Below are 25,927 nucleotides of genomic sequence, written 5' to 3' on the forward strand. Positions count from 1 at the left end.
CGGGGCCGGACAATCGCGGGCCAAAAGCACATTGACCCGTAATCCGCGCCCCTCCTACTGTCGAACGCACCATTCCACAGGCACAGGACTGCCTGGCTCTCCAGTATCTGCCCTCCATAATCAGGGAAGGACTGACATGTGCGGTATCGCCGGATGGGTTGATTTCACACGCGACATATCCCGGGAGCGTGCGACTGCACAGCGAATGACGGCCACCATGGCCTGCCGCGGCCCGGACGACGAAGGTCTGTGGACGCATGCGCATGTGGCGCTCGGCCACCGGCGGCTGGCCGTCATCGACATCGCCGGCGGCCGCCAGCCGATGCTTTCACCGGAGACCGACGGCGACGGAGTTCCGCATGTGGCGCTCAGCTACAGCGGAGAGGTCTACAACTTCGCGGAAATCCGTGAGGAGTTGGTGCTGGCCGGTCACCACTTCCGCACCCGTAGCGATACGGAGGTCGTACTGCGCGCCTATCTGGAGTGGGGTGCGAAATTCGTCGAGCGCTTCAACGGAATGTACGCGTTCACACTCTGGGACAGTCGCACCGAGGAACTGCTGCTGGTGCGGGACCGGCTCGGCATCAAGCCGCTGTTCTACTATCCGCTCGGCGACGGCGTGCTCTTCGGTTCCGAGCCCAAGGCGGTTCTGGCCAACCCGCAGTGCACGGCGTCGACTTCCCTGGAGGGACTGCGCGGGGCGCTGTCCTTCATGCGGGTGCCCGGCCGAACCCCGATGACGGGGCTGCACGAGGTGCGTCCCGGCCATCTCGTGCGGGTCCGCCGGGGCCGGCTCACCGAGGAGCGGTACTGGTCACTGGAAGTCCGCCCGCATACGGACGACTTGGCGACGACGATCTCGACCGTCCGCGAGATCCTCGACGACACCGTCTCCCGTCAGATGATCTCGGACGTACCGCTGTGCACCCTGCTCTCCGGTGGCCTGGACTCCAGCGCGCTGACCGCGCTGGCCCAGCGCACGCTGAGCGCCGACGGCGGCGGCCGGGTCCGCACCTTCTCCGTCGACTTCGAGGGGCACGCCGACCACTTCGAGCCCGAGCCGTTCCGCGAGGCGCCGGACGCGCCGTTCGCCGCGGACCTGGTACGGCATGTCGGCACCGATCACCGGGCCGTTCTGCTGGACAACGCACAGCTGGTGAACCCCGCGGTACGGGAGGCCGTCTTCCGCGCCTGGGACCTGCCGTACGGTATCGGCGACCACGACCCCTCCCTGTACCTGCTGTTCCAGGCGGTGCGCGCGAACTCCACCGTCGCGCTGTCGGGCGAGTCCGCGGACGAGGTCTTCGGCGGCTATCTGTGGTTTCACGACCCCAAGGCCCGGCAGGCCGACACGTTCCCCTGGCACGCGCTCACCTCCGCATCGGTGAGCGAGCAGTCCACGCACTTCCTGTCGCCCCGCCTCACCGAGGCCCTCGACCTCACCACGTACATCGCCGACCAGTACCGGACCGCGGTGGCCGAGGTGGCGCAGCTGCCCGGGGAGAGCGGTGCGGAGCGTCGTATGCGCATCGCCTGCCACCTCAACATCACCCGCTTTCTCCCCCAGTTGCTGGACCGCAAGGACCGGATGAGCATGGCGACCGGCCTCGAAGTCCTCGGCTCCACCGTGGACGAGGGACTGCTGCGCTCGGGGCCCCACACCTTCCATCTCGACCTGGTGGACGGGCTGCTGGCCGCCGACCCGGTCGGCGACCGCAAGCCGGAGCTGATCGTGGTGGCGCACGCGCTCCCGGACGTCCACCCGTTCACCGCGGTGGCATCCCACCTCAACATGCTGTTCGGTGGCGAGGCGAAGAGCTTCAGCATCTCCGAACAGGGTCTGGCAGCGCCCTTCACGGCGCTGCGGATCGCCGCCGGCTTCCATCGCCGCGGCCGCTGTTCCGAAGCGCTGATCGCCGTCCTGGAACAGACCACGCTGCCCACGGCCTTTCCGCTGGTGGACGACAACCCGCTGGTGGACTCCGGGGTCCTCCTCGTCCTCGGCGGCGAGGGCGGACCGTGGCTCGACAGGATCGAGACCGCCGGCACCGCCGCGGCGGGCCTCTGCCGGCTCACCGAGCTGGCCGCGGACGACCCCACGGGCACGCTGCTCGTCCTCGGCCCGTGGACGGAACCGCGCGGGCTCGCCCCGAACCTGCCGGTCCACCGGGTCGGCCCCGGTTCGTACTGCACGAGCGTGTGGCGCGCGCTCGCCGAGCACGGGGCGTCCTGGCAGCGGGACTTCGCCACCGTCGTCCTGTGCGACACCGACCCCCGGACCGGCACCTGTCACCTCGCCGTGCTCCGCTGCCGGGAACGGGACGCCCAGTGACCACGGACCAGGTCACGGACTTCGTGGCCGCCCTGGACGCCTGCCACGAGCAGGCGTCCCCGGGCGGGGCCGTGTGTGCGCGCACCGGCTGGACCGTGGCCTCCGCGCGGCGAGTCTCCGGCGACCCGGTGCCCGGCAGCGCGGGGCTGCTCCGGGCGTCCCGCGGCACCGGCGGTCCGCGCCCCGAAGCGCTGGCGGCCTTCTCCTCGGCCCTCGTCCGGCTGCACTGGCGCACCCTGCGCACCGCCTTCGACGCCACGGTGGTGCGGCTGGGGTCCCGTACCTCCGAGGGCACGGACCTGCTCAGCCGTCAGCTGGTGCAGGGCGCGCTCGCCGATGCGGCGCTGGCCTTGAACGACTGTGCCGGCCTGCTCGGCCTGCCCGACGAGTCCGGCCCGCCGGGTCTGCCCGGCGCCGCGGCGGACGCGGGCGAGCGGCGGCTGTGGCAGGCGCGTACGACGCTCGTCAGGGCGGGGCGCGCCACGCTCAAACTGTCCGGCGCGGCCGGCTTCCTGGCGGCGGGGCCGGGCTCCGTCATCTATCTGGCCGAGCTGCTCGGCAATGTGTACCTGCGCCCGGGGAGGGTGGACCATGGATGAACTCGGCCGGGACCGGGTCGCCGCGCTGCGCGCGTACTGTGCGGAGGCCGCCGTCCAGCTGCGCGAGATCGGCCCGGAGATCGACCACGCCCCCGACCGGATCGCCAAGTGGCTGGAGCTCCCGGCGGTCCACGTCCTGCGTGCGTGCACCGTCCCCGACTCGTACATGGACCGCCCCCTGCGCATCGGCCGGCACACCTATGACATGCGTTCCTGTCTGGAGCACACCGTCACCTGGGAGGCGCTCTCCTACGGCGATGCCGGAGCCGTGCTGGCCTCTCCGGGTCCCTCGATGTCCGGGGTGACAGTGGACGCCCTGGGCAACGACGCCCAGCGGGACTGGTACTTCACCCGGCTCGGCCAGGCCCCCACCTGGACGTTCTTCGCGCTGACCGAGCCGGAGAAGGGGTCGGCCGCCGTCGAGTTGACGGCGACCCTCACCCCGGACGGCGACGGCTTCGTCCTCGACGGCGCCAAGCGCTACGTCGGGAACGGGGCACATGCCCAGCTGGGGGTCGCCTTCTGCCGCCGCGGCCCCGGGCCGCTGGGCATCGAGGTGGTGCTCGTGGACACCGCCGACCCCGGCTTTCACGCCGAGGTCCTGCCCACCGTGGGACTGCGTGGAGCGCGGATCACGGCGATGACGTTCGATCGCGTACGGATACCCCGGGAGCGGGTGCTGGGCCTGGAGCGCAAGCCGACCCGGCGCGGCCTCGTCGGCGGGATCCGGACCCTGCTGCGGTTCCGCCCGGTGCTCGCCGGGATGGCGCTGGGCCTGGCACGCTCGGCGCTCGACCATGTCCAGGAGCAGCGGCCCGCACTGGCCGGCGTTCCGCGGCTGCGGCTGGCGGAGCTGTCCGACCGGGTCGCCGCCGCCCGTGCGCAGACCTTCCGCGTCGCGGCCGAGATCGACGCGGGCCGGCTGCGCCCCGACCACATCGCGGCGGTGAAGCTGCGAGCGGCCGAACTCGCCGAGGAGAGCACCCTGTTGGCCGCCGACCTGATGGGCCAGGCGTCACTGCTCGAAGACCCCTGGCTGAACAAGCTGTACCGGGACGCGCGGGCCTTCGAGTTCAAGGAGGGCACCGGGCAGATCCACCGGCTGGGGGTCTTCCAAGGGGTGCTCAAAGGCTCGTTCCTCCCGGACGACGGTGGAGGCGGACCATGCTGATCGGGGTGGATGTGCTCCGTACCGGCGAACTGGACCGGCTGCTGACCCGCGCCTGGTTCCGCCGGTACACCTACGCCGCCGAGGAACTGGCGGTGGCCGACCGGTACGGAGCCGGGCGGGCAAGGGAATTCCTGGCCGGCCGGTTCGCGGGCAAGGAAGCCGCGCTCAAGGCGATCCGCAGCGGCGTCGGGGCAGGCGTCACCCCCCGCCAGGTGGCCATCCTGCGCGAGGAGAGCGGCGCCCCCGTGGTGCGGCTGTCCGGGGCGGCCGCCCACCGGGCCGCGGACCTGGGCATCGCCGCCGTCCAGGTGTCGATCGCGCACAAGGAAGACCTCGTCATCGCGGTGGCGATCGCCGAGCAGCGGCACGAGAAAGGAGACGGCAATGTCTGACACCTGCACCATCGCGACGTTGCGGGTCCGGATGGGCCACAGCGATGCCCACTACGGCGGGAACCTCGTCGACGGCGCGCGCATTCTGTCCCTGTTCGGCGACCTCGTCACAGAGATCGCCATCCGGACCGACGGCGACGAGGGGCTCCTGTCGGAGTACCGCAGCATCGAGTTCACCGGGCCGGTCCACGCCGGTGACTACATCGAGGCGGTGGCCCGGCTGGTACGGCGCAGCCGCCTGCGCCGGGTCGTCGAGTTCGAGGCCCACAAGGTGATCTCCGCCCGCTACGACCTGGGCCCCAGCGCGGCCCAGATCCTGTCCGAACCCACACTTGTCTGCCGCGCCATCGGCACCACGGTGGTCCCGGTATCCAGCGCCCGCGCCACAGAACTGGCGGACGCCCTGCGCTGACCGCCCCGGCGATACACCGCGCTGCCGGGCCCCGACGACCCCGGCAGCGCCCCGCACCCGGTCGCCCCTGACCTCGAACGCCCACGCCCCGAACCGCCGAAGCCCACCGAGGCCGGACAGGACCGGCCTCGCTCCTACCCCCTCCGGCTGCCCGGCCCGCGCCGTCGAACCGGAGATGCGGCCTGCCTGCCCAGAAGGGCGGGAGCGAGCTGGAGGGAGGCGGGCCGTTGGTCGCGGGTCGTTCACGCCATCGCCCAGAAATGCAAGAAACCCCAGGTTGACTGGGGTTTCTGCTGGTGTCCGAGGGGGGACTTGAACCCCCACGCCCGATAAAGGGCACTAGCACCTCAAGCTAGCGCGTCTGCCATTCCGCCACCCGGACCAGGTGTGTCCTTCGCGGGGTGTTCCCCGCGGCGACATGGATAACGATACCAAGGTTTCGGAGTGCCTTTCACCTGCGTATCCGTCCGGCGCATCACCCCGCCCACCGGCGATGTCGGCAAGATCGCCCACCGGCGGGGACCGCTCGGGCCGCGGGTGTGCTCGCCGATGGCGGCCGCGACGGATACGGGTCGTCCTGGTGGCGGGTGCGCTCCCCGCCCTCCCGGTCCGGCCACCCGCCGTCGGGCCGGCGATCTGTCGCGGTGCGCGCCGGAGCGGCGGTGGGAGCCGACGGCGTGAGCCAGTGGTGCGGCACCGTACGCCCCCTGTCGCAGACGGTGGAGCGTACGGCGCCGACGGCGGCCGGTCAGCCGGTCCGCCGCCCCTCCGCCTCCGCCTCCAGGAGATCGCCCCATGCGGATGCGGATGACGGTCCCGGGCCGGGACGGGGGGCAGGGGGCAGGAAGAGGAGCGGGCCGATGGCACGGCCAGGGCCGGAGACGCACCAGACCCGTAGGGCAGCCGCCCGGCCGGTGCGGGCCCGGTTACGCGGCGGCGGGGACCGGCCAGAGCATCGCTACGGCATCAGGTGGTAGTCCGGGAAATTGCCCGGCAGCCGCTCGCCCGGCGGGCCCTCGGTCACCGCGTGGACCAGGAGGTCGCCGCCGACGAAGGCGCCGCGCCAGGAGTTGCCGAAGCCGCCGAAGAGTTCGTCGCGGTCGCCTCGGGAGCGGGGGGTGCCGTGGCCGATCTTGAAGGCGCGGATCTGGGAGGCCAGGCGCTCGTAGGTGTCCTGGTCGTCGCAGGAGAGGGTGGCGACCAGGGCGCCGTTGCTGGCGTTCATGGCGGCGAGGAGCTCGGCTTCGGTGTCGACCGGCACGATGGTGTCGACGGGGCCGAAGGGTTCGGCGTAGTGGAGAGGTGACGAGGGGGGCGGGGACAGCAGGGCGGTCGGGGGGAAGTAGGCGGAGGTGTCCTGGGAGGGGAGGAAGTGGCCGTCGTCGAGGGTGCCGCGGTGGAGCGGGACGGCGCCCCGGGAGATGGCCTCGGTGGTGAGGTCGGCGAGTTCCTTGGCCTTGGCCGCGTTGATCAGCGGTCCGAAGTCGAGTTCGGGGAGCGGGTCGTCGGGGGCGGCGACCGCCAGCGGGTGGCCGAAGCGGACGCCGCGTACGGCCGGGAGATAGGCGGCCAGGAAGTCGGCGAAGGCGGCGCGCTGGACGACGAAACGGGGGTAGGCGGTGCAGCGCTGTTTGGCGTAGTCGAAGGTCTTGCGCAGGAGCGGGGTCAGGGACGGCCAGTCGGTGTGGTTCCAGATGCCCCAGGTGTTGAGGCCCTCTTGTTCGAGGATGTGGCGTTTGCCGAGGTCGGCGACGTCGATGGCGACGCGGGCGCCGGTGTCCCGGCCGCCGACGAAGGAGACACAGCCGATTTCGGGTGAGCGGACCAGGGCCGGGGAGAGTTCCCGTCCGCCGCCGCTGACCAGGGTGACCGGGACGCCCTCGCGGGCCGCCAGGGCGCAGGCCAGGGTCAGGCAGGCCAGACCGCCGTCGGTGGGGGTCTTGGCGATCACCGCGTTGCCGGCCAGTGCCTGGACGAGCATCGCGTGGACGAGGACCGACATCGGGTAGTTCCAGCTGGCGATGTTGCTGACCGGGCCCGGGAGCGGGGTGCGGTCGGCGAGCATGCGGGCGATTTCGGCCACGTACCAGCGGACGCCGTCGATGGCGCGGTCGACGTCGGCCTGGGCGAGTTTCCAGGGTTTGCCGATCTCCCAGACCAGGAGCAGCGCGAGCAGTTCGCGGTGCTCGGTGAGGGCGTCGAGGGTGGCGGAGACCCGGGCCTTGCGTTCGGGGAGCGGGACGTGGCGCCAGGCGCGGTGCTGGTCGAGGGCGGCGCGTACGGCGTGCCGTGCGGCGTCCGTGTCGAGGCGGGGCGGCCCGGCGACGGAGGTGCCGTCGAGGGGGCTGGTGGCGGGCAGCGGGGTGCCGTCGGGGTGCCAGTCGGCGGCCCAGAGGTTGAGCACCCGGTCGTCGCGGAACGCCTCGGGGGCCGCGGTGAGGCTGCGTCGCCAGGCGTCGGACCAGGTTGTACCGGGTTTGAGGGTGCGGGGCGGGGCCGGCGGCGCGGGCTGTGGTGACCGCGGGCCGGGGTGGGGTTCACGGGTGGGTGCCATCGTTCGTCTCCGCTCTCGGTGCACGGCCGGAGGGGCAGGGTGGTGGCGCTCGGGCGGCCCCCGGAGGGTCCGCGTTACGGGACGGTAGCGGTGTGCGGCGGCGCTGTGGGGCGATCCGGCGCCCGGTATGGCGAGTGTCACTCGGCGCGGTGGGCGGGACCACCGGGATGTGGCGGGGCGACGGCCGGGGCGCGATCAGGTCCGCATCCGCGCGTCCACCTCCGCTTCCCCTCCCCGGCATCCCCCATTGGCCTGATCGTCTTCCACCCCCCTGGACATCGGCGGCCCGATGAGGGATAACGGGTTCATACAGTATTCGTAGACTGTATGCAATCCACTCCGGTGGCGACCCCTCGAAGGGAAGCGATACCCCATGCCCGAGAACGCCCAGGACCTCATCTCCGGCGGGCACCTCGTCGCCAAGGCCCTCAAGGCGGAGGGTGTGGACGTCATCTACACCCTCTGCGGCGGCCACATCATCGACATCTACGACGGCTGCGTGGACGAGGGCATCGACGTCATCGACGTCCGCCACGAGCAGGTCGCCGCGCACGCCGCCGACGGCTACGCCCGGATCACCGGCAAGCCCGGCTGCGCCGTCGTCACCGCGGGCCCCGGCACGACGGACGCGGTCACCGGCGTCGCCAACGCCTTCCGCGCCGAGTCACCGATGCTGCTGATCGGCGGGCAGGGCGCGCACAGCCAGCACAAGATGGGCTCGCTCCAGGACCTGCCGCACGTCGACATGATGACGCCGATCACCAAGTTCGCCGCCACCGTCCCGGACACCGCACGCGCCGCCGACATGGTCTCGATGGCCTTCCGCGAGTGCTTCAACGGCGCGCCCGGCCCGTCCTTCCTGGAGATCCCCCGCGATGTCCTGGACGCCAAGGTGCCCCGGGACACCGCCCGCGTTCCGCAGGCCGGCCACTACCGCGCCTCGACCCGCTCGGCCGGCGACCCGGAAGCCGTCCAGCGCCTCGCCGACCTGCTCGTACAGGCCGAGCGGCCGGCCATCCTGCTCGGCAGCCAGGTGTGGACGACCCGGGCGACGGACGCGGCCACCGAGCTCGTCCGCACCCTGAACATCCCCGCCTACATGAACGGCGCCGGCCGCGGCACCCTGCCGCCCGGCGATCCGCACCACTTCCAGCTCTCCCGTCGCTACGCCTTCGCGAACGCCGATCTGATCGTGATCGTCGGCACCCCCTTCGACTTCCGGATGGGTTACGGCAAGCGCCTCTCCCCCACCGCGACCGTCGTGCAGATCGACCTGGACTACCGGACCGTCGGCAAGAACCGCGATATCGACCTGGGGATCGTGGGCGACGCGGGGGTGGTGCTGGCGGCGGTCACCGACGCCGCGTCCGGGCAGCCGAGCGGCGGCGCGGCGCAGCGCAAGGAGTGGCTCGACGAGCTGCGGGCGGCGGAGCGGTCCGCGATCGAGAAGCGGCTGCCGCAGCTGCGCTCGGACGCCGACCCGATCCATCCGTACCGCCTGGTCAGCGAGATCAACGACTTCCTGACGGAGGACTCGATCTACATCGGGGACGGCGGCGACATCGTCACCTTCTCCGGGCAGGTCGTGCAGCCCAAGTCGCCGGGGCACTGGATGGACCCGGGCCCGCTGGGCACCCTCGGCGTCGGTGTGCCGTTCGTGATGGCCGCCAAGCAGGCCCGTCCGGACAAGGAGGTCGTCGCGCTCTTCGGCGACGGGGCGTTCTCGCTGACCGGCTGGGACTTCGAGACCCTCGTCCGCTTCGATCTGCCCTTCGTCGGCATCGTCGGCAACAACTCCTCGATGAACCAGATCCGTTACGGCCAGAAGGCCAAGTACGGCGACGCCCGGGAGCGGATCGGCAACACCCTCGGCGACGTGCCGTACGACCAGTTCGCGCGGATGCTCGGCGGGTACGGCGAGGAGGTCCGCGACCCGGCCCAGATCCGGCCGGCGCTGGAGCGCGCCCGCCAGTCGGGCAAGCCGTCGCTGATCAACGTCTGGGTCGACCCGGACGCGTACGCCCCCGGAACCATGAACCAGACCATGTACAAGTGAGAGGGGCCACCGATGAGCAAGGCTCATGAGGCTCTGGAGAGCGCCAAGGCACTGACCGGTGTGCGCGTGCTCGACATGACACATGTCCAGTCCGGTCCGTCCGCCACCCAGCTGCTCGCCTGGCTCGGCGCGGATGTCATCAAACTGGAGGCGACCAGCGGCGACATCACCCGCAAGCAGCTGCGGGACATCCCCGACGTCGACTCCCTCTACTTCACGATGCTCAACTGCAACAAGCGGAGCATCACCCTCAACACCAAGACCGAGCGCGGCAAGGAGATCCTCACCGAACTCATCCGCCGCAGCGACGTCCTGGTGGAGAACTTCGGACCGGGCGCGGTGGACCGGATGGGGTTCACCTGGGAGCGCATCCAGGAAATCAACCCGCGGCTCGTCTACGCCTCCATCAAGGGCTTCGGCGAGGGCCCGTACACCAAGTTCAAGGCGTACGAGGTGGTGGCGCAGGCGATGGGCGGGTCGATGTCGACGACCGGCTTCGCGGACGGGCCGCCGCTGGCGACCGGCGCGCAGATCGGCGACTCCGGTACGGGTGTGCACTGTGTCGCGGGCATCCTCGCCGCCCTCTACCAGCGCACCACCACCGGCCGCGGTCAGCGGGTGAATGTCGCCATGCAGCACGCGGTGCTGAACCTCTGCCGGGTCAAGCTGCGGGATCAGCAGCGCCTGGCGCACGGCGCGCTGGCGGAGTATCCGAACGACAGCTTCGGCGACGAGGTGCCGCGCAGCGGCAACGCGAGCGGCGGCGGGCAGCCCGGCTGGGCGGTCCGGTGTGCGCCCGGCGGGCCCAACGACTACGTCTATGTGATCGTGCAGCCGGTCGGCTGGCAGCCGCTGACCGCGCTGATCGGGCGCCCGGAGCTGGCCGAGGACCCGGAGTGGGCGACGCCGGAGGCCCGCCTGCCCAAGCTCGCCAAGATGTTCCAGCTGATCGAGGAGTGGAGCAGCACGCTGCCCAAGTGGGAGGTGCTGGAGCGGCTGAACGCGCACAACGTCCCGTGCGGGCCGATCCTGTCGACGAAGGAGATCATCGAGGACGCCTCGCTGGCCGCCAACGAGATGGTCGTCGAGGTCGAGCATCCGCAGCGCGGCACCTTCCGCACCGTCGGCTCGCCGCTGAAGCTGTCCGACTCCCCCGTCGAGGTGGACCGTTCACCGCTGCTGGGCGAGCACAACGCGGAGGTGTACGGCGACGAGCTGGGGCTCGACGACGAGGAACTGCGACAGCTCACAGCGGATGGAGTGATCTGATGGCGGACCGGCACGAAGCCGCGGGAGACGACCGGAAAGACGTGGTGCGGGCGGTACTGGCCACCGCGCGGGCCGAGGGGCGCACGGCGCTGACCGCGCCCGAGGGCAAGGTGGTCGCGGACGCGTACGGCATCCCCACCCCTGCCGAGGGGCTGGCGGAGTGCGCCGACGAGGCGGTGGCGCTCGCCGACCGGATGGGCTTCCCCGTGGCGCTGAAGATCGTGTCGCCGGACATCCTGCACAAGACGGATGCGGGCGGGGTGCGGATCGGGCTGGGTTCGGCGGCCGAGGTGCGGGGCGCGTTCACCGCGATCGTGCAGAACGCGACGACGTACGACCCGACGGCGCGGATCGCCGGTGTCCAGGTGCAGCAGATGGTGCCCGCCGGTCAGGAGGTGATCGTCGGCACGGTGACCGATCCGACGTTCGGCAAGGTCGTGGCGTTCGGGCTGGGCGGGGTGCTGGTGGAGGTCCTCAAGGACGTCACCTTCCGGCTCGCGCCGGCCTCGGCGGGCGACGCGGAGTCGATGCTGGACGGCATCCGGGCGGCGGAGGTGCTGCGCGGGGTGCGCGGCGCACCGCCCGTGGACCGTGCCGCGCTCGCCGGCCTGATCGTACGGATCTCTCAACTCGCCGCGGATTTCCCGGAGATCGCGGAGGCCGACCTCAATCCGGTGTTCGCCTCGGCGGACGGGGTGATGGCGGCGGACGTCCGCATCCTGCTGGCCGACGGGCCGGTCAGGGAGCGCCGCCGCTACGGCAGGGAGGAGATCCTCACCGCGATGCGGCGGCTGATGCAGCCGCGGTCGGTGGCGGTCATCGGCGCCTCCGGCGAGCCGGGAAAGATCGGCAATTCGGTGCTGCGCAATCTCATCGACGGCGGCTTCCCCGGCGAGATCCATCCGGTGAACCCCAAGGCCGATGACATCCTCGGGCGCAAGGCGTACCGGACGGTGCGGGATGTGCCGGGAGAGGTCGATGTGGCGGTGTTCGCCATCCCGGCCCCCCTGGTGCCCGCGGCGCTGGAGGAGGTCGGCCGCCGGGGCATTCCGAACGCCGTACTGATCCCGTCCGGCTTCGCCGAGACCGGCGAACACGCGTTGCAGGACCGGATCGTGGCCATCGGCGAACAGTACGGCGTACGGCTGCTGGGACCGAACATCTACGGCTACTACTCCCCCTGGCAGGACCTGTGCGCGACGTTCTGCACGCCGTACGACGTCAAGGGCGGGGTGGCGCTGACCTCGCAGTCCGGCGGTATCGGGATGGCGATCCTGGGCTTCGCGCGGGCGACGCGGACCGGCGTCTCGGCGATCGTCGGGCTGGGCAACAAGTCGGACGTGGACGAGGACGATCTGCTCACCTACTTCGGCGAGGACCCGCACACCCGTTGTATCGCCATGCACTTGGAGGACCTCAAGGACGGACGGGCGTTCGTCGAGGCGGCGCGCGCGACGGTGCGCAAGAAGCCGATCGTGGTGCTGAAGGCCGGGCGGACCGGCGCCGGCGCCAGGGCGGCCGGATCGCACACCGGGGCGCTGGCCGGCGACGACGCGGTCTACGACGACATCCTGCGGCAGGCGGGCGTCATCCGGGCGCCGGGCCTGCACGACATGCTGGAGTACGCGCGGGCGCTGCCCGTCCTGCCCACTCCCCGGGGCGACAACGTCGTCATCATCACCGGGGCCGGCGGCTCCGGCGTCCTGCTCTCGGACGCGATCGTCGACAACGGGCTCCGGCTGATGGAGATCCCGGACGATCTGGACGCGGCGTTCCGGCGCTTCATCCCGCCGTTCGGCGCGGCCGGCAACCCGGTGGACATCACGGGCGGCGAACCGCCGTCCACCTACGAGGCCACCATCCGGCTGGGCATGTCGGATCCCCGTATCCACGCGCTGGTGCTGGGCTACTGGCACACCATCGTCACCCCGCCGATGGTCTTCGCGAAGCTGACGGCGCGCGTGGTCGAGGAGTTCCGGGCGCGCGGGATCGAGAAGCCGGTGGTGGCGTCGCTGGCCGGTGACACCGAGGTCGAGGAGGCCGCCGCGTACCTCTTCGAACGGGGGGTCGTCGCCTACCCGTACACCACCGAAATGCCGGTGGCGGCGCTCGGCGCGAAGTACCGCTGGGCGCGGGCTGCGGGGCTGCTGTGACCTGACCCCGCTCTCCCGGAGCACGAAGAGAGTCGGACAGGGGGCGCTGACCGGGTTCTTTCGATTCCAAGGGGACGATGTGAGCACAGACGATGTCAGCACGGACAGCACGAGTACCGGGGAACGGCCGTACGCGCCACCGGTCGCGTACCGGGAAGTACGGGACGCCAAAGGGCGCGTCTACCGCATCGGGGAGACCGACCGGGACATCCTCGGTCACTCCCGCAAACTGATGGTCTATCTGCCGTGGCTCGCGATGCTGGCGATCAGCGTCTTCGAGTACGCCTACGGCTCCGCCGAGGACACCCTGGCCCACGCGCACCGCTGGTCCCAGAGCGACACGTTCTGGATCCTGAGCGTATGGGTGTTCTTCCAGGCCGGGGTGGCGTTCCCGGCCGGCTGGTTACGGGAGAAGGGCATCGTGACCGCCCGCCGGGCGATGTTCATCGGGGCGGCGCTCTGCCTGGTGGGCTTCCTCTCCCTCTCCCATCTGCGCCACGTCCTCGGGGCGATCCTCGGATACGGCGTACTGGGCGGCGTCGGGTCCGGACTGATCTACGCGACCTGCATCAACATGGTCGGCAAATGGTTCCCGGAACGGCGCGGCGGCAAGACCGGATTCGTCAACGGCGGCTTCGCCTACGGCGCGGTGCCGTTCATCTTCATCTTCAACTACGCCTTCAACACCGCCGATTACCACCGGGTGCTGGATCTGATCGGCGTCTACATCCTGGTCGTCGTGAGCTGCTGCGCCTGGTTCTTCCGGGACCCGCCGAAGAACTGGTGGCCGCACGACGTGGACCCGCTCGGCGGCACCGGCCACGCCAAGCGGCCGGCCGGCCTGGACAAGAACCCGCCGGCCGTCCGCCAGTACACCCCCACGGAGGCCCTGCGCTCCGGCATGCTGCCGCTGATCTGGCTGCTGGTGGTGCTGACCGCGGGGGTGTCGATCTTCGGCATCTCCTTCCAGGTGCCGTTCGCCAAGGAGGTCGGCTTCGGGCCGCTGGTGGCCGCGTCGTCGATGGGCGTGATGTCGGTGATCAACGGCATCGGACGGGGTTTCGTCGGCTGGCTCTCGGACCGGTGGGGCCGCAAGAACACCCTGTTCTTCGTGATCGTGGTGCTGGGCCTGTCGCAGTTCGGGGTGCTGTGGGCCGGTGACACCCGCAACCAGGTCCTCTTCCTCGTCTTCGCGTTCATCTCCGGATTCGGCGGCGGGGCCTTCTACCCGCTGTTCGCGACGCTGACCCCGGACTACTTCGGCGAGAACTACAACGCCTCCAACTACGGCCTGGCCTACAGCGGCAAGCTCGTCAGCGGCCTGTTCGGCGGCGGTCTCGGCGCGATGGCGGTGGACGCCTGGGGATACCGCGGCGCCTACCTGCTCGCCGGCTTCCTCTCCCTGGCGGCCGCGGCCCTGACCCTGCTCCTCCACCAGCCGGGACGGCCCCGGATCCGCGACCTGACTCCCAACCCTCGACCGATCAGCCGGGAGGCGGTCTGAGCTACGCCCCGCCCACGACCTGAACCACGGGCGGGCGAACGACACGAGGGTGGGCGGTGCCTCTGCGGCACCGCCCACCCTCGTACCGCCCGGACATCCCGAGCGGCGCACCACTTCCACGGGGGCGGCAGTCGTGGGACACGCCGATGAGGTCGACATCGGCGGCGAACATCTCGCGACGGATCCCGCCCGCGCGGGCGATCTGACTCCCGGCAATCCCGACCCCCAGCCCGTCGGCCCGGAGCCGGACAAGGACAGGGCGGACACCAGGTGCAGGTCCGCCCCGCCGAAACACTCGGGCGGGCCGACCGCGGCGCGCGCCTCCCGCTACGCGCAGAGCCCGAAGCCGGGTCACACCTGGAACATCTCGAACGCCTCGAACGCCTGGAACACCTCGCGGTGATCCCGCCATTGCGCAATGACCGCCCTAAACATCGCGGCAAACGTGCGGCGGGAAGCACCGAGCCATTCCGCCCAGGTCCCGTACTCCGGCGTCTCGTCGACAAAACACTCGCCGACGCCGGAGACCATAGCCGCGGGCGCGGGGACCACTACAGCCATGCTGCCGTGCCCGGGGTCGGCGAGGGACCATCCCCGCGTGCGCGGGGACCACAAGGCGCGACCTGCGGTTTTACCGTGGGCCGACGCGATTTTTGAGCACTTTCACGGAATCCGGCCAACAGGACATAGGGGATACGTGCGTGCGCTCCTCCGCTCGCCCCGACCAGCAGAGTGGACGCAGCCGGGCCAACCGAATATCCATGTACCGACCCTACCCTCGTCCTTTCCAGAACGACGTCCGTAGGAAGGCACCCGCCAACTACGCGTGCCATCACCTGTCCAGAGGCGGCGGGGGCTCCGAACTCGGCTCTGCCGGCGGATCCATCCACCCACCGTCGACGAGAGCGCCAACGTCCCCAGCTGTTTCGTCCACCCGCGGTGTCACCGGCCGGGCATCGGGAAGCCCTTGCATCTCCACCATCCCTATCAGGTTTCATCAGCCTTTACTTGGCGACCACGACCCACGCGGAGATCGCCGCCGCGAGAAGCCCCATCACCACCTGCACGACCATCTGGCAACGACGGGCCTGCCGCTCACGCTCGTGCCGGTCCCCCTCCGCCAACTGGTGCGCCTCGAACCCCCACTCCAGGACACCGCAGGCATCCCGTCCCTTCTCCACCTCCTGGCTCAGGTCACTGATGCACTGCCGATGTACGCAGACTGGAGCGAACAGGCCCCCGGTCGAAACCGCCTTGCTCAGACGGCCGTTGATGCCCTGACCCGTCGCCTGGACCACTTGGCCCAGCGCGACGACGGTGCGCCAAATCTCACCAACCGACAGCTCAGCAGACACAACCACCCCCGCTCTCACCACTGTTCAGCTCAACCGCGCATCCGAAACCCTTGGTGAGCGATGCCGAGTTCTTCGCATCGCCGCACCTGACCATGAGGACGGACCTTGACGAGGCAAGGCGCAGGCCCGCGCCGACACCGCCCACCGGCGCGGCGTACCCCACGCTGCCGTCGAGGGCTGTGGCGACGGCGATGCCACCGATGAACGCCCACGGCCCGGACCACGGGCGAACGACACGAGGGTGGGCGGTGCCGCCCACCCTCGTACCGCACGGGACCGCACGGGAGCCCCTCCTACAGGGAACTCGGCCGCACGGGGAACTCAGCCGCCGGCCGGTCCGCCCGGCTCCTCCAGAGTCCGGTCCGCGATGGCCCGGTGGTGGCGGACCACTTCATCGATGATGAAGTTGAGGAACTTCTCGGCGAAGGCCGGGTCCAGCCGGGCGTCCTCGGCCAGGGTGCGCAGCCGCGCGATCTGCGCCGCCTCGCGGGCCGGGTCGGCGGGCGGCAGGCTGTGCCGGGCCTTGAGCTCACCGACCTGCTGGGTGCACTTGAAGCGCTCGGCGAGCAGATGGACCAGGGCGGCGTCGAGGTTGTCGATGCTGCCGCGCAGGTAGCACAGCCGCTCACGGGCCGCCTCGTCGGCGATGGCGGCCGCGTCGCCGGTCGCCGGTGCTGTCCCTTCGCTCATATACGTCTCGCCATTCATCTTCATGGTCGGGTGCTGCACGATCGGCTGCACCCTACCCGGCCACCGGCGGCGGTCCCTGTCCGGTCTCACGGATCGGACCCGATACACCCGGGCGAGGCGCGGACCTCACCCGGACGCCGCCCGTACCTCGCCGTACGGCCGGGTACGGCCGGCGGCGAGAGCGTCAGGCGTCCGCGCCCGCACGCTCGTGATACGTGCGGCGGGTGTGCTCGGTGTGGGCCCGCATGACGGAGGTGGCGCGCGCCTCGTCGCGGTCGGCGATCGCCGAGATCAGCTCGCGGTGTTCGAGCCACGACTGTTTGCCGCGCTGCCGGGCCACCGGTGTGTAGTACCAGCGCACCCGCCGTCCGACCTGCGCCGCCAGTTCCGCGAGCACCGCGTTACCGGCCAGTTCCATCACCTTGGCGTGGAATGCGGCGTTGGTCGCCACCACGGCGTCCACCTCGTCGTCCCGCACAGCCCGCTCGCCCTCGTCGCACAGCCGCTCCAGCTCCGCGATCCCGGCCGAGCCGGCGTTCGCCGCGGCGAGCCGGGCCGCTTCGGCCTCCAGCAGCGTACGGACCGTCAGCAGCTGGTCCGCCTCCTCCTCCGTGGGCTCGTGCACAAAGGCGCCCTGCGCCGGGCGCAGATCGACCCAGCCGTCGGTGTTGAGCCGCTGGAGCGCCTCGCGGACCGGCTGCCGGGAGACCCCGAGATGGCCCGCGAGCTCGCTCTCGACCAGGTGCTGGCCGGGCCGCAGCGCACGGGTGGTGATCAGTTCGAGCAGCGCTTCGTAGACGCGCTCGCGCAGCGGACCGGGCCGTTCGAGCTTCGGCACGGCGCCCTGCGGTAGCCCGGTGGAAAGCATCGAAGTCCCCTCTGTTGTGGACACGTGGACGGGCGCGTGGACGGACACATGCAGGGGCACGTGGACGCATGCGCCTATGGGTCTGTACGGATATGGGTCGGTACGGACAGGTGGAGCTTTCGGAGGCCCACGAGCCCTGGAGACAGGGAAGCACAGGCGCTGCGGGCGCGGCACGGACAGGACGACGGCTGGTCACACGGTCACGATGATTGGTTATCGTCTACAGTCTACCGTCCGCCTTCGTACCGCGCAGCGTGGCCGGTGACGCCCACCATCACGCCCGGCGATCCACCTCACGAATACGCCACGGCCGAACCGCGGCAGCGTCAACTCCTGTGAGAATCTGCCCCATCAGGCCGCCGGACCCCCAGATGCCGGAACCCCGGCACCGCCGGAACGGGCCAAGGGACGGACCGTATGCGTACGGGCAGCATTCCGGCCGAAGGCGCCGGCATCACCACCGCGGGCGCAGGTACCACCATCGCGGGCGCCGAGGTCGCCGTCGTGGGCGGCAGCGTCGCCGGGTGCGCCGCGGCACTCGCCGCGCATCGTGCCGGCGCGGGCCGGATCACCGTCTTCGAGCGGGCCGCCGACCGCCTCGCGGACCGCGGCGTCGGCCTCGCCGTGCACAACGCCCGGTACGCCGAGCTGGCGGCCGCCGGCTATCTGGACGCCGCGACGCCCTGGGTGCAGCTGACCACCCGCCGCTGGTACGTCCGCGACGGCACGGCACCCCTGGGGCGCCAGATCGGCGTCCTGCCCTTTCCGTTCCGCTCGTACTGCTGGGGGCCGCTCTGGCGCGAACTGCGGGACCGGCTTCCCGCCTCGGTCGACTTCCGCCCGAGGGTGGCGGTCCACGAGGTCACCGACGCCGCGGACGGCGCCGTCCTGCGACTCGGCGGCGACACCCGCGCGCACCCCGGCCCGGGAGGAGGAAAAACCACGGGCACGGGTGCCGGGACGGGGGCCACCCCGGGCACAGGGACGACGGGGGCCGGGCCAGGAGCCGGAGCCGGGACGGGCACCGGCCATTGCGAGCGCTTCGACCTGGTCATCGGTGCCGACGGCTACCGCTCGGTGGTCCGTCGCGCCGCGTTCCCCGGCGTACGGCCCGGTTACGCCGGCTATCTGGCCTGGCGCGGCGCCATCCCCGCCGACCGGCTGGCGGCCCTCGATCTCGCCGGTCTGCCACCGGTTCCCTGGGCGGAGGAGGACTGTACCTACGGCGTCTTCCCCGGCGGCCACGCCATCATCTACCGCATCCCGGACGGCCGTGGCGGCCACCGCGTCAACTGGGCCCTCTACAGCACCCCGCCCCCGGGGCTCGCGCCACGGCTGGACGCACCCACCAGCCTGCCGCCCGGCACCCTCACCGACGCATTGCAGGCCCACCTGACGCAGCTCGCCGAAGAGCAGCTTCCGCCCTATTGGGGCAAATTGCTCCTCCTCACCCCACCGGAGGAGGTCTTCATTCAGCCGATGTACGACTTCACGGCGCCGCGTTACACGGCCGGGCGGCTGTTGCTCGCGGGCGACGCGGCCACCGTGGCCCGTCCGCACACCGGCGCCGGCGCGGTCAAGGCACTCCAGGACGCCGCCGCCCTGGAGTCCGCGCTGCGCGCCGTACCGGAACGACCCGGCGCACTGGACGCGTACGGCACCGAACGCGGGGCGACCGGCCGGGCGATGGTCGAGCTGGGGCGGCGGCTCGGGCGGGCCCTCGTTCAGGACGCCCCCGACTGGCGGACGCTGGACCAGGCCGGGCTGGAGGCGGTGTGGGCCACGGCCGTCGACTCGGGCACGTTCGGCGGTCGCGAACTCAAGGGCTGAAAAGCGCGGGCTCGGTGACCTCCATGGTCGAGGCGGGCCCGGCCTCGGGCGCCAACCCGGACCACCCTTGACCTTGACCAATGGAATACCGTAGACAATATTCGGTGGGGCCCTACGAGACGTCGGCTGCGACTTCACCCCATATGGCAGGAGAATGAAACGGTCAGACGGGCAAGGAACGGTCAGACGGGCAAGGCCACCTCGCCGTAACGACGATCGTCGCCGTACGGCAACCGCCAACCGACAGCCGGCAACCCGCACCCCCGGGCGCCGACCCCGCACACTGCTCTCCCCGCCCACTCACCGAACCCCGAGGCCAGGGCCGTTTCAGTCGCCCACACCACACGACCGACGCACCACGACCGACGTATCACAACCGACGTATCACCTCAGATGCATCGCATCCACCGCTTAGATCATGTACATCACCTACATCACCTCCACCACACACAAACCGGGACTGAGCACAGCCGGTGAGGACGGGACTGATCAGACATGGGACGGGTCACCGAGCGACGCCGCGTCATCCGCATCCGCGACGGTGTCGTGAGCACACGCCCGGACACCCTCGTCGCCGAGGAGCCGCTGGAGATACGCCTCGGCGGCAAGCCGCTGGCGATCACGATGCGTACGCCCGGCGACGATTTCGCGCTGGCCGCGGGCTTCCTCGTCAGTGAGGGCGTGCTGGGGAGCGCCGACGAGCTGGCGAACATCGTCTACTGCGCGGGCGCCACCGAGGACGGGTCGAACACCTACAACGTCGTCGACGTCCGGCTCGCGCCCGGTGTCCCGGTGCCCGACATCACCCTGGAACGCAACGTCTACACGACCTCCTCCTGCGGACTGTGCGGCAAGGCCAGCCTGGACGCGGTGCGCACCACCGCCCGCTGGAGCCTGGACACCGTCGCCGCTGCCGTGCCCCCCATCGAACCGGAGACGCTGGCCGTCCTCCCCGACCGGCTCCGGGCCGCCCAGCGCGTCTTCGACCGGACCGGGGGCCTGCACGCCGCCGGGCTGTTCACCACCGACGGTGAACTGCTCGACCTCCGGGAGGACGTGGGCCGGCACAACGCGGTGGACAAGATCGTCGGACGGGCGCTGCAACAGGGTCTGCTGCCGCTGTCCTCCTGTGTCCTGATGGTCTCCGGCCGGGCCTCCTTCGAGCTGGCGCAGAAGGCCGTGATGGCGGGCATCCCCGTCCTCGCCGCGGTCTCCGCGCCCTCCGCGCTCGCCGTCGACCTGGCCACCGAGGCCGGTCTGACCCTGGTCGGCTTCCTCCGCGGCACCTCCATGAACGTGTACGCGGGTGACCACCGCCTCGCCCTGCACGCCGCGGTCACCACAAGCTGAGGCCGCCACGAGCTGAGGCCGCCCGCCTCACGGGCGGCGGACCGGCCGGTGAGATGCGTCCCCTGCGCCGACCGGTCCGGTCCGGTCCGGTCCGGTCCGACTGGGCGCCCGTACATCCAGCGCGTGGAACGCCCCCACCGCACACCACACCCGGCATACACCGTGCCCGGCGGCCCGACGGCCGCGCCCGGTCAACCGGCGCCGTGAACGAGGTACGTGCCCACCGGCGCACACTGACCGACACCGAACCGACCAGGCCCGAACCGCCAACGTCCGCACCACCGACGCCGCACCGCCCGACCCTCCGCTCCTACGACTGCCGCTGGACCGGGCGCGGCACGGCCGTGGGGAGGACCGACGGCCGACACCCGGCGGTTGGCGACCAGCAACCGGCAACCGGCAACCGGCCCGACAACTGGCTGCCGTCGGCGACAGCGCCGGCTGACGGCCGCTCAACAGCACGTACACCACATCCCCAGCACTACCCTCGCGGACCGCTCACCGCCACCACGTCCGCGGAACGAGCCTCCTCACCGCCCACGGCCCCACCGCTACCTCCGGCCTCCACCTTCATCCGCACCTCCGCATCCCCATCTGATGCATCTGAATCCGAACCCGCGCCCGTATCTGCGCCCGTGTCCGCGTCCGCCTGTGCCGCATACCGCTTCGACAGCACCGCGCAGACCATCAGCTGCATCTGGTGGAACACCATCAGCGGCAGCACCGCGAGACCGGCCTGCGCGCCGAACAGCACGCTGGCCATCGGGAGTCCGGCCGCCAGGCTCTTCTTCGAACCGGCGAAGGTGATCGCGATCCGGTCCCCGCGGTTGAAGCCGAGCTTCTTCGAACCGTACGAGGTAAAGGTCAGCATCACCGTCAGCAGTACGGCCTCCACCCCCACCAGGCACAGCAGGCGCAGCGGCGAGATCTGGTGCCAGATGCCCTGGACCATGCCGGCACTGAACGCGCTGTAGACGACGAACAGCACCGAGCCGCGGTCCACATAGCCGAGGACCTTCTTGCGGCGGATGAGGAAGCCGCCGATCCAGCGCCGCAGCAGCTGCCCGGCCAGGAACGGCAGCAGGAGCTGGCACACGATCGAGACCAGCGAATCGGACGAGAAACCACCGCCGTCGCCGTCCAGGACCAGGGCCGCCAGCAGCGGGGTGACGACGATGCCGACGATGCTGGAGAACGAGCCCGCGCAGATCGCCGCCGCGACATTGCCACGGGCGATGGAGGTGAAGGCGATGGAGGACTGAACGGTGGACGGCACCAGGCAGAGGAACAGCAGCCCGGTGTAGAGGGCGGGCGGCAGGACGTAGGGGACCAGCCCGCGGGCAGCCAGGCCGAGCAGCGGGAAGAGCACGAATGTGCAGGCCAGCACGGTGAGATGGAGACGCCAGTGGCGCAGTCCGTCCATCGCCTCACGGGTGGAGAGCCGGGCACCGTAGAGGAAGAAGAGCAGCGCGACGGCCCCGGTGGAGGCGCCGTCCGCGACGGTGGCGGCGGGTCCGCGGGCGGGCAGCAGGGCGGCGAGTCCGACGGTGCCTACCAGCGCCAGGACGTAGCCGTCCACGGGGAGCCAGGAGGGCAGGGGGATCAAAGGGCGGCGCATGGTCTCTCTTCGGGTCGTTCGGCTCAGGTCGTCCGGCAGCTCGCGGGCGGCGGCAAGGACCGTGCCCGCTCCGGAACGTGGACGGTGCCCTCTCCAGACTGCCGTCCCGCACGGAAATCGGGAACCCATCTGACCATGCTGACTGCCATCACGAATCGCGATAGACGCCTCAAGGCCGGATCACAGCAGGCATCACACGGTTCACGGTCGGCGTCACAGAAGTCACGGCCGGCGTCACCGAGGCCGCAGCCCACGGCCGCAGCAGACATCGCGACAAGGTCCGCCGCAGAGAGCACGGGCCGAGATCACGGGCCGGCATCGCACGGAGATCACGACAAGAACGCGGGCACGGTTCAGCGCAGATCGCCGGGCCGGAATCGCGCGGGGCGGGACGGGCCGGTACACACCCGGCCGGCCCCGTTCCCCAGCCCTTAGGCTGGCCCCGTGTTCGAACCCGTGCAGCTGCGCACCTTTCTCACCGTGGCGCAGACCCTGAGCTTCACACAGGCCGCGTACCGCCTCGGGCTGCGGCAGTCGACCGTGAGCCAGCACGTACGGAAACTGGAGGAGGCCGCCGGCCGCCGCCTCTTCGCCCGGGACACGCACGCGGTGGAGCTGACCGAGGACGGCGAGGCGATGCTCGGTTTCGCGCACACGATCCTGGAGGCGAACGAGCGGGCGGCGAGCTTCTTCACGGGCACCCGGCTGCGCGGCCGGCTGCGGTTCGGGGCCTCGGAGGACTTCGTGCTGACCCGGATGCCGGAGGTGCTGGAGGGGTTCCGGCGTGAGCACCCCGAGGTCGATCTGGAGCTGACGGTCGAGTTGTCGGGGACGCTGCACAAGCTGCTCGCGGCCGGCCGGCTCGATCTCGTACTGGCCAAACGGCGCACGGACGAGGCGCGCGGGCGGCTGGTGTGGCGGGACCGGCTGGTCTGGGTGAGCACCGACCGGCTGCGGCTCGACCCGCAGCGGCCGGTCCCGCTCGTCGTCTTCCCGGCGCCCGCGGTGACCCGGGCCCGCGCCCTGGAGGCCCTGGAGCGGCAGGGCCGCGAATGGCGGATCGTCTGCACCAGCGGCAGCTTGAACGGACTGATCGCCGCGACCCGGGCGGGCCTGGGTGTCATGGCGCACACCCTGGGCATGGTCCCGCCCGGTCTGGTGCGGATCCCGTCGCGGGCGGGGCTGCCGGAGCTGGGCGGGGTGGACTTCGTCCTGCTGTACGGGCAGCGCGACGGACCGGCCAGGGGCCCGGCCGAGGCACTGGCCGACGCGATACTGGCGGGCGGCGACCGATTGCAGCTGCCGTAACGCGCCTGCGCCGGCCCCGATACAGGGGGCCGGCGATCCGGTGCGGCGACGCGGCGCACAGGCCCGTCGCACAGACCTGATGCGCCGAGCCACCGAGCCGACGCGCAGCGCCGACGCCGAGATTCGGCGCAGAGATCTGGTGCAGAGATTTGGTGCAGATACGGTCCCGGCGTCGTGATCGTTCGGCGCTCAAGTGGTCGGATCATGTCCACGCTTCTCCGAAGTAACCCGATTTAGCCGGTCGGCCAGGAGCCGGGCACCGGTTTCGGACCGTAGTAGGGCACTCCCGTACGGCGTCACGTTGGGGTACGGTCGCGGCCCCGGTGAGGAGCACCACAAGGAGCTGGGCCATTGCGCGAGTTCACCGTCCCGCCATTGACGACCGCGCCCCCGGTCGGCGGGCTGGCGGACGTGGTCTTCGAACACGCCGCCACCGACCCCGACCGGGTAGCCCTCGCACGTAAGGACGCGGACGGGCACTGGGCGGACGTCAGCGCCGCGCAGTTCCGGGACGAGGTGATCGGGCTCGCCAAGGGCCTGCTCGCGCAGGGCATCCGGTTCGGCGACCGTGTCGGCATCATGTCGCGGACCCGCTACGAGTGGACGCTGTTCGACTTCGCGCTGTGGTCCGTCGGCGCCCAGTCCGTACCGCTGTATCCGACGTCCTCCGCCGAGCAGGTCTTCTGGACGCTGCACAGCGCGGGCGTCTCGGCCTGTCTGGTCGAGCACGAGGACCACGCCATGACCGTCGGCTCGGTCATCGACCGGCTTCCACAGCTCCGCACGCTGTGGCAGCTGGACCGCGACCCGGTGGCCGAACTGACCGCGGCCGGTGCGCATCTCGGCGACGAGGTGGTGCACCGGCACCGTATGGCCGTCACCCCGGACGCCACCGCGACGATCGTCTACACCTCCGGCACCACCGGCCGCCCCAAGGGCTGCGACATCACCCACGCCAATTTCATGGCCGAGGCCGACAACGTCGTACTGCGCTACGAGACGGTCTTCCACTCCAGGCCGGGCGATGAGGCGTCCACCCTCCTCTTCCTCCCCCTCGCGCACGTCTTCGGGCGGATGGTCCAGGTCGCGGCCGTACGCGGCCGGGTCAAGCTGGCCCACCAGCCCGAACTGGCCGCCCGTGCACTCCTGCCCGACCTGCGGTCCTTCCGTCCCAGCTTCATCCTCGCGGTGCCGTACGTCTTCGAGAAGGTCTTCGCCGTGGCCCGGCGGCAGGCGGAGACGGACGGCAAGGAGGCGGCGTTCGACAAGGCCGTCGATGTCGCGGTGCGCTACGCGGAGGCGCTGGAGCACAAGGCGTTCGGCACCGCTGCCGGGCCCGGCGCCGCGCTGCGGATGCAGCACCAGCTCTTCGACAAGCTCGTCTACAGCAAGATCCGCGAGGCGATGGGCGGCCGCGTCCGGCACGCGATGTCGGGCGGCTCGGCGATGGGGCGCCGGCTCGGCCTGTTCTTCGCCGGTGCGGGGGTGACCATCTACGAGGGTTACGGCCTGACGGAGAGCACGGCGGCCGCCACCGCCAACCCGCCCGAGCGGACCCGCTTCGGCACCGTCGGCACGCCCGTCCCCGGCACCACCGTGTACATCGCGGACGACAGCGAGATCTGGCTGCACGGCGCGCAGATCTTCCGGGGCTACCACAACGACGCGAGGTCGACCGGCGCGGTGCTGAGCGAGGGCTGGTTCGCCACCGGTGATCTGGGCTCGCTGGACGAGGACGGCTATCTGACGATCACCGGCCGCAAGAAGGAGGTGCTGATCACCTCGGGCGGCAAGACGGTCTCCCCGGTGGTGCTCGAAGAGCGGGTACGGGCCCATCCGCTGGTCGCGCAGTGCATCGTCGTCGGCAACGACCGGCCGTTCATCGCCGCACTGGTGACGCTGGACCCGGAGGCGGTCACGCACTGGCTGACGGTGCGCGGCAAACCGGAGCTGCCGCCGTCGGACCTGGTCCGCGACCCGGACCTGGAGACCGAGATCCGGCGCGCCGTCATAGCCGCCAACACGCTGGTCTCCCAGGCCGAGTCGATCCGTACGTTCCGGATACTGGCCCACCAGTTCAGCGAGGAGAGCGGCCTGCTGACCCCCTCCCTGAAGCTCCGGCGCCGGGCGATCGAGGCGGCGTACGCGGCCGAGGTGGGCGCGCTCTACGAGACGTGACACGCGGGCCGTGCCGTCGCCGCTCCGGTGACGCACCCCCGACCCGGCCGCCGGACCGCCGGCCTTCCCGTTGCGGAGGGGGCCCGGCCGCACCGCCCTGATCGCCGAAGGTGCCGGCCCGATCACGGTCGGCGGCTTCGTCCGGCCCTGGGCCTTCGGCGCGGTCCACGACGGGTGGCGCTCACCCCCGGGGCGGCGGTCCCCGTCCCGCCCCGCCGCCGCCCGTCCACCACCCCGCACACCGCATCGCGGCAATCTGCCGGGAATGCGGAACGGCGGATGATCGTT

18 protein-coding genes, 1 tRNA gene and 1 pseudogene are annotated in these 25,927 nt (G+C 71.2%); 13 read left to right on the plus strand and 7 right to left on the minus strand.

Going from position 1 to position 25,927, the window contains the following annotated elements:
* Window positions 1-136 precede the first annotated feature (136 nt).
* From asnB to ACLJWH_RS14090, 5 genes are read left to right on the plus strand one after another with little or no spacing between them, the layout of a single operon-like run.
* Window positions 137-2,332, plus strand: a complete 2,196-nt coding sequence (gene asnB / locus ACLJWH_RS14070) for an asparagine synthase (glutamine-hydrolyzing) (RefSeq protein WP_411141997.1) — start codon at window positions 137-139, stop codon at window positions 2,330-2,332.
* Window positions 2,329-2,931, plus strand: a complete 603-nt coding sequence (locus tag ACLJWH_RS14075; protein WP_411141998.1) for a hypothetical protein — start codon at window positions 2,329-2,331, stop codon at window positions 2,929-2,931. Before asnB ends, ACLJWH_RS14075 begins: the two co-directional genes overlap by 4 nt.
* The gene (locus ACLJWH_RS14080; protein WP_411141999.1) at window positions 2,924-4,102 is read left to right on the plus strand and encodes an acyl-CoA dehydrogenase family protein; all 1,179 of its coding nucleotides are present in this window, start codon (window positions 2,924-2,926) and stop codon (window positions 4,100-4,102) included. The genes ACLJWH_RS14075 and ACLJWH_RS14080 overlap by 8 nt, the downstream gene beginning before the upstream one ends.
* Window positions 4,096-4,494, plus strand: coding sequence for a holo-ACP synthase (gene acpS, locus ACLJWH_RS14085; protein WP_411142000.1), 399 nt, complete (start codon window positions 4,096-4,098; stop codon window positions 4,492-4,494). Before ACLJWH_RS14080 ends, acpS begins: the two co-directional genes overlap by 7 nt.
* Window positions 4,487-4,906 (plus strand): 3-aminobutyryl-CoA ammonia lyase, encoded by a 420-nt coding sequence (locus tag ACLJWH_RS14090; protein WP_411142001.1) that lies wholly within the window; start codon window positions 4,487-4,489, stop codon window positions 4,904-4,906. The genes acpS and ACLJWH_RS14090 overlap by 8 nt, the downstream gene beginning before the upstream one ends.
* Window positions 4,907-5,200: 294 nt before the next feature.
* On the opposite strand, the gene ACLJWH_RS14095 is transcribed toward ACLJWH_RS14090, so the two are convergent.
* Both ACLJWH_RS14095 and ACLJWH_RS14100 read right to left on the minus strand, forming a co-directional pair.
* Window positions 5,201-5,288 (minus strand) — tRNA-Leu (locus tag ACLJWH_RS14095).
* A gap of 576 nt (window positions 5,289-5,864) precedes the next feature.
* A complete protein-coding gene (locus ACLJWH_RS14100; protein WP_411142002.1) occupies window positions 5,865-7,460 on the minus strand; it encodes an aldehyde dehydrogenase family protein in 1,596 nt (531 codons plus the stop codon).
* 373 nt (window positions 7,461-7,833) lie between these two features.
* Here ACLJWH_RS14100 and ACLJWH_RS14105 point away from each other — a divergent pair, with 373 nt between their 5' ends.
* From ACLJWH_RS14105 to ACLJWH_RS14120, 4 genes are all read left to right on the plus strand, one after another.
* The gene (locus ACLJWH_RS14105; RefSeq protein ID WP_411142003.1) at window positions 7,834-9,516 is read left to right on the plus strand and encodes a thiamine pyrophosphate-binding protein; all 1,683 of its coding nucleotides are present in this window, start codon (window positions 7,834-7,836) and stop codon (window positions 9,514-9,516) included.
* 12 nt (window positions 9,517-9,528) lie between these two features.
* The gene (frc, locus tag ACLJWH_RS14110) at window positions 9,529-10,785 is read left to right on the plus strand and encodes a formyl-CoA transferase (protein WP_411142004.1); all 1,257 of its coding nucleotides are present in this window, start codon (window positions 9,529-9,531) and stop codon (window positions 10,783-10,785) included.
* Complete coding sequence (locus tag ACLJWH_RS14115; protein ID WP_411142005.1) at window positions 10,785-12,938, plus strand: acetate--CoA ligase family protein; 2,154 nt, start codon at window positions 10,785-10,787, stop codon at window positions 12,936-12,938. The genes frc and ACLJWH_RS14115 overlap by 1 nt, the downstream gene beginning before the upstream one ends.
* Before the next feature lie 79 nt (window positions 12,939-13,017).
* Window positions 13,018-14,442: an OFA family MFS transporter gene (locus ACLJWH_RS14120; RefSeq protein WP_411142006.1), complete on the plus strand. Its 1,425-nt coding sequence runs from the start codon at window positions 13,018-13,020 to the stop codon at window positions 14,440-14,442.
* 130 nt (window positions 14,443-14,572) lie between these two features.
* Here the strand turns inward: ACLJWH_RS14120 and ACLJWH_RS14125 are convergent.
* From ACLJWH_RS14125 to ACLJWH_RS14140, 4 genes and pseudogenes are all read right to left on the minus strand, one after another.
* Window positions 14,573-14,973 (minus strand): annotated as a pseudogene (locus ACLJWH_RS14125) (haloacid dehalogenase); the annotation flags it as partial.
* 473 nt (window positions 14,974-15,446) lie between these two features.
* A complete protein-coding gene (locus ACLJWH_RS14130) occupies window positions 15,447-15,797 on the minus strand; it encodes a hypothetical protein (protein WP_411142007.1) in 351 nt (116 codons plus the stop codon).
* Between the two features lie 321 nt (window positions 15,798-16,118).
* Window positions 16,119-16,487 carry a chorismate mutase gene (locus ACLJWH_RS14135; protein WP_411142213.1) on the minus strand — a complete coding sequence of 123 codons (369 nt, stop codon included), beginning with the start codon at window positions 16,485-16,487 and terminating at the stop codon, window positions 16,119-16,121.
* Between the two features lie 184 nt (window positions 16,488-16,671).
* The gene (locus ACLJWH_RS14140; RefSeq protein WP_411142008.1) at window positions 16,672-17,355 is read right to left on the minus strand and encodes a GntR family transcriptional regulator; all 684 of its coding nucleotides are present in this window, start codon (window positions 17,353-17,355) and stop codon (window positions 16,672-16,674) included.
* 417 nt (window positions 17,356-17,772) lie between these two features.
* On the opposite strand from ACLJWH_RS14140, the gene ACLJWH_RS14145 reads away from it, so the two are divergent.
* Both ACLJWH_RS14145 and fdhD read left to right on the plus strand, forming a co-directional pair.
* On the plus strand, window positions 17,773-19,185 hold the full coding sequence (locus tag ACLJWH_RS14145) for an FAD-dependent monooxygenase (RefSeq protein ID WP_411142009.1): 1,413 nt from the start codon (window positions 17,773-17,775) through the stop codon (window positions 19,183-19,185).
* Window positions 19,186-19,680: 495 nt separating this feature from the next.
* Window positions 19,681-20,535 carry a formate dehydrogenase accessory sulfurtransferase FdhD gene (gene fdhD / locus ACLJWH_RS14150; RefSeq protein ID WP_411142010.1) on the plus strand — a complete coding sequence of 285 codons (855 nt, stop codon included), beginning with the start codon at window positions 19,681-19,683 and terminating at the stop codon, window positions 20,533-20,535.
* Window positions 20,536-21,016: 481 nt separating this feature from the next.
* On the opposite strand, the gene ACLJWH_RS14155 is transcribed toward fdhD, so the two are convergent.
* A complete protein-coding gene (locus ACLJWH_RS14155) occupies window positions 21,017-22,153 on the minus strand; it encodes a bile acid:sodium symporter family protein (protein WP_411142011.1) in 1,137 nt (378 codons plus the stop codon).
* Window positions 22,154-22,597: 444 nt separating this feature from the next.
* Here ACLJWH_RS14155 and ACLJWH_RS14160 point away from each other — a divergent pair, with 444 nt between their 5' ends.
* The gene (locus ACLJWH_RS14160) at window positions 22,598-23,461 is read left to right on the plus strand and encodes a LysR substrate-binding domain-containing protein (protein ID WP_411142012.1); all 864 of its coding nucleotides are present in this window, start codon (window positions 22,598-22,600) and stop codon (window positions 23,459-23,461) included.
* A 351-nt stretch (window positions 23,462-23,812) separates the two neighbouring features.
* Window positions 23,813-25,639, plus strand: coding sequence for an AMP-dependent synthetase/ligase (locus ACLJWH_RS14165; RefSeq protein WP_411142013.1), 1,827 nt, complete (start codon window positions 23,813-23,815; stop codon window positions 25,637-25,639).
* Window positions 25,640-25,927: the final 288 nt, after the last annotated feature.

Origin of the sequence: Streptomyces sp. x-80 (assembly GCF_046549095.1) — a bacterium.
In the GTDB taxonomy this organism is placed as follows: domain Bacteria; phylum Actinomycetota; class Actinomycetes; order Streptomycetales; family Streptomycetaceae; genus Streptomyces; species Streptomyces celluloflavus.

Excerpts from the sequence above, each read along its gene's own strand:
- ACLJWH_RS14140 (WP_411142008.1), bottom strand. The coding sequence starts at position 17,355 with ATGCTTTCCACCGGGCTACCGCAGGGCGCCGTGCCGAAGCTCGAACGG.
- acpS (WP_411142000.1), top strand. The coding sequence starts at position 4,096 with ATGCTGATCGGGGTGGATGTGCTCCGTACCGGCGAACTGGACCGGCTG.
- asnB (WP_411141997.1), top strand. The coding sequence starts at position 137 with ATGTGCGGTATCGCCGGATGGGTTGATTTCACACGCGACATATCCCGG.
- ACLJWH_RS14115 (WP_411142005.1), top strand. The coding sequence starts at position 10,785 with ATGGCGGACCGGCACGAAGCCGCGGGAGACGACCGGAAAGACGTGGTG.
- fdhD (WP_411142010.1), top strand. The coding sequence starts at position 19,681 with ATGGGACGGGTCACCGAGCGACGCCGCGTCATCCGCATCCGCGACGGT.
- ACLJWH_RS14155 (WP_411142011.1), bottom strand. The coding sequence starts at position 22,153 with ATGCGCCGCCCTTTGATCCCCCTGCCCTCCTGGCTCCCCGTGGACGGC.
- ACLJWH_RS14080 (WP_411141999.1), top strand. The coding sequence starts at position 2,924 with ATGGATGAACTCGGCCGGGACCGGGTCGCCGCGCTGCGCGCGTACTGT.
- ACLJWH_RS14135 (WP_411142213.1), bottom strand. The coding sequence starts at position 16,487 with ATGAGCGAAGGGACAGCACCGGCGACCGGCGACGCGGCCGCCATCGCC.
- ACLJWH_RS14145 (WP_411142009.1), top strand. The coding sequence starts at position 17,773 with ATGCGTACGGGCAGCATTCCGGCCGAAGGCGCCGGCATCACCACCGCG.
- ACLJWH_RS14100 (WP_411142002.1), bottom strand. The coding sequence starts at position 7,460 with ATGGCACCCACCCGTGAACCCCACCCCGGCCCGCGGTCACCACAGCCC.
- ACLJWH_RS14090 (WP_411142001.1), top strand. The coding sequence starts at position 4,487 with ATGTCTGACACCTGCACCATCGCGACGTTGCGGGTCCGGATGGGCCAC.
- frc (WP_411142004.1), top strand. The coding sequence starts at position 9,529 with ATGAGCAAGGCTCATGAGGCTCTGGAGAGCGCCAAGGCACTGACCGGT.
- ACLJWH_RS14105 (WP_411142003.1), top strand. The coding sequence starts at position 7,834 with ATGCCCGAGAACGCCCAGGACCTCATCTCCGGCGGGCACCTCGTCGCC.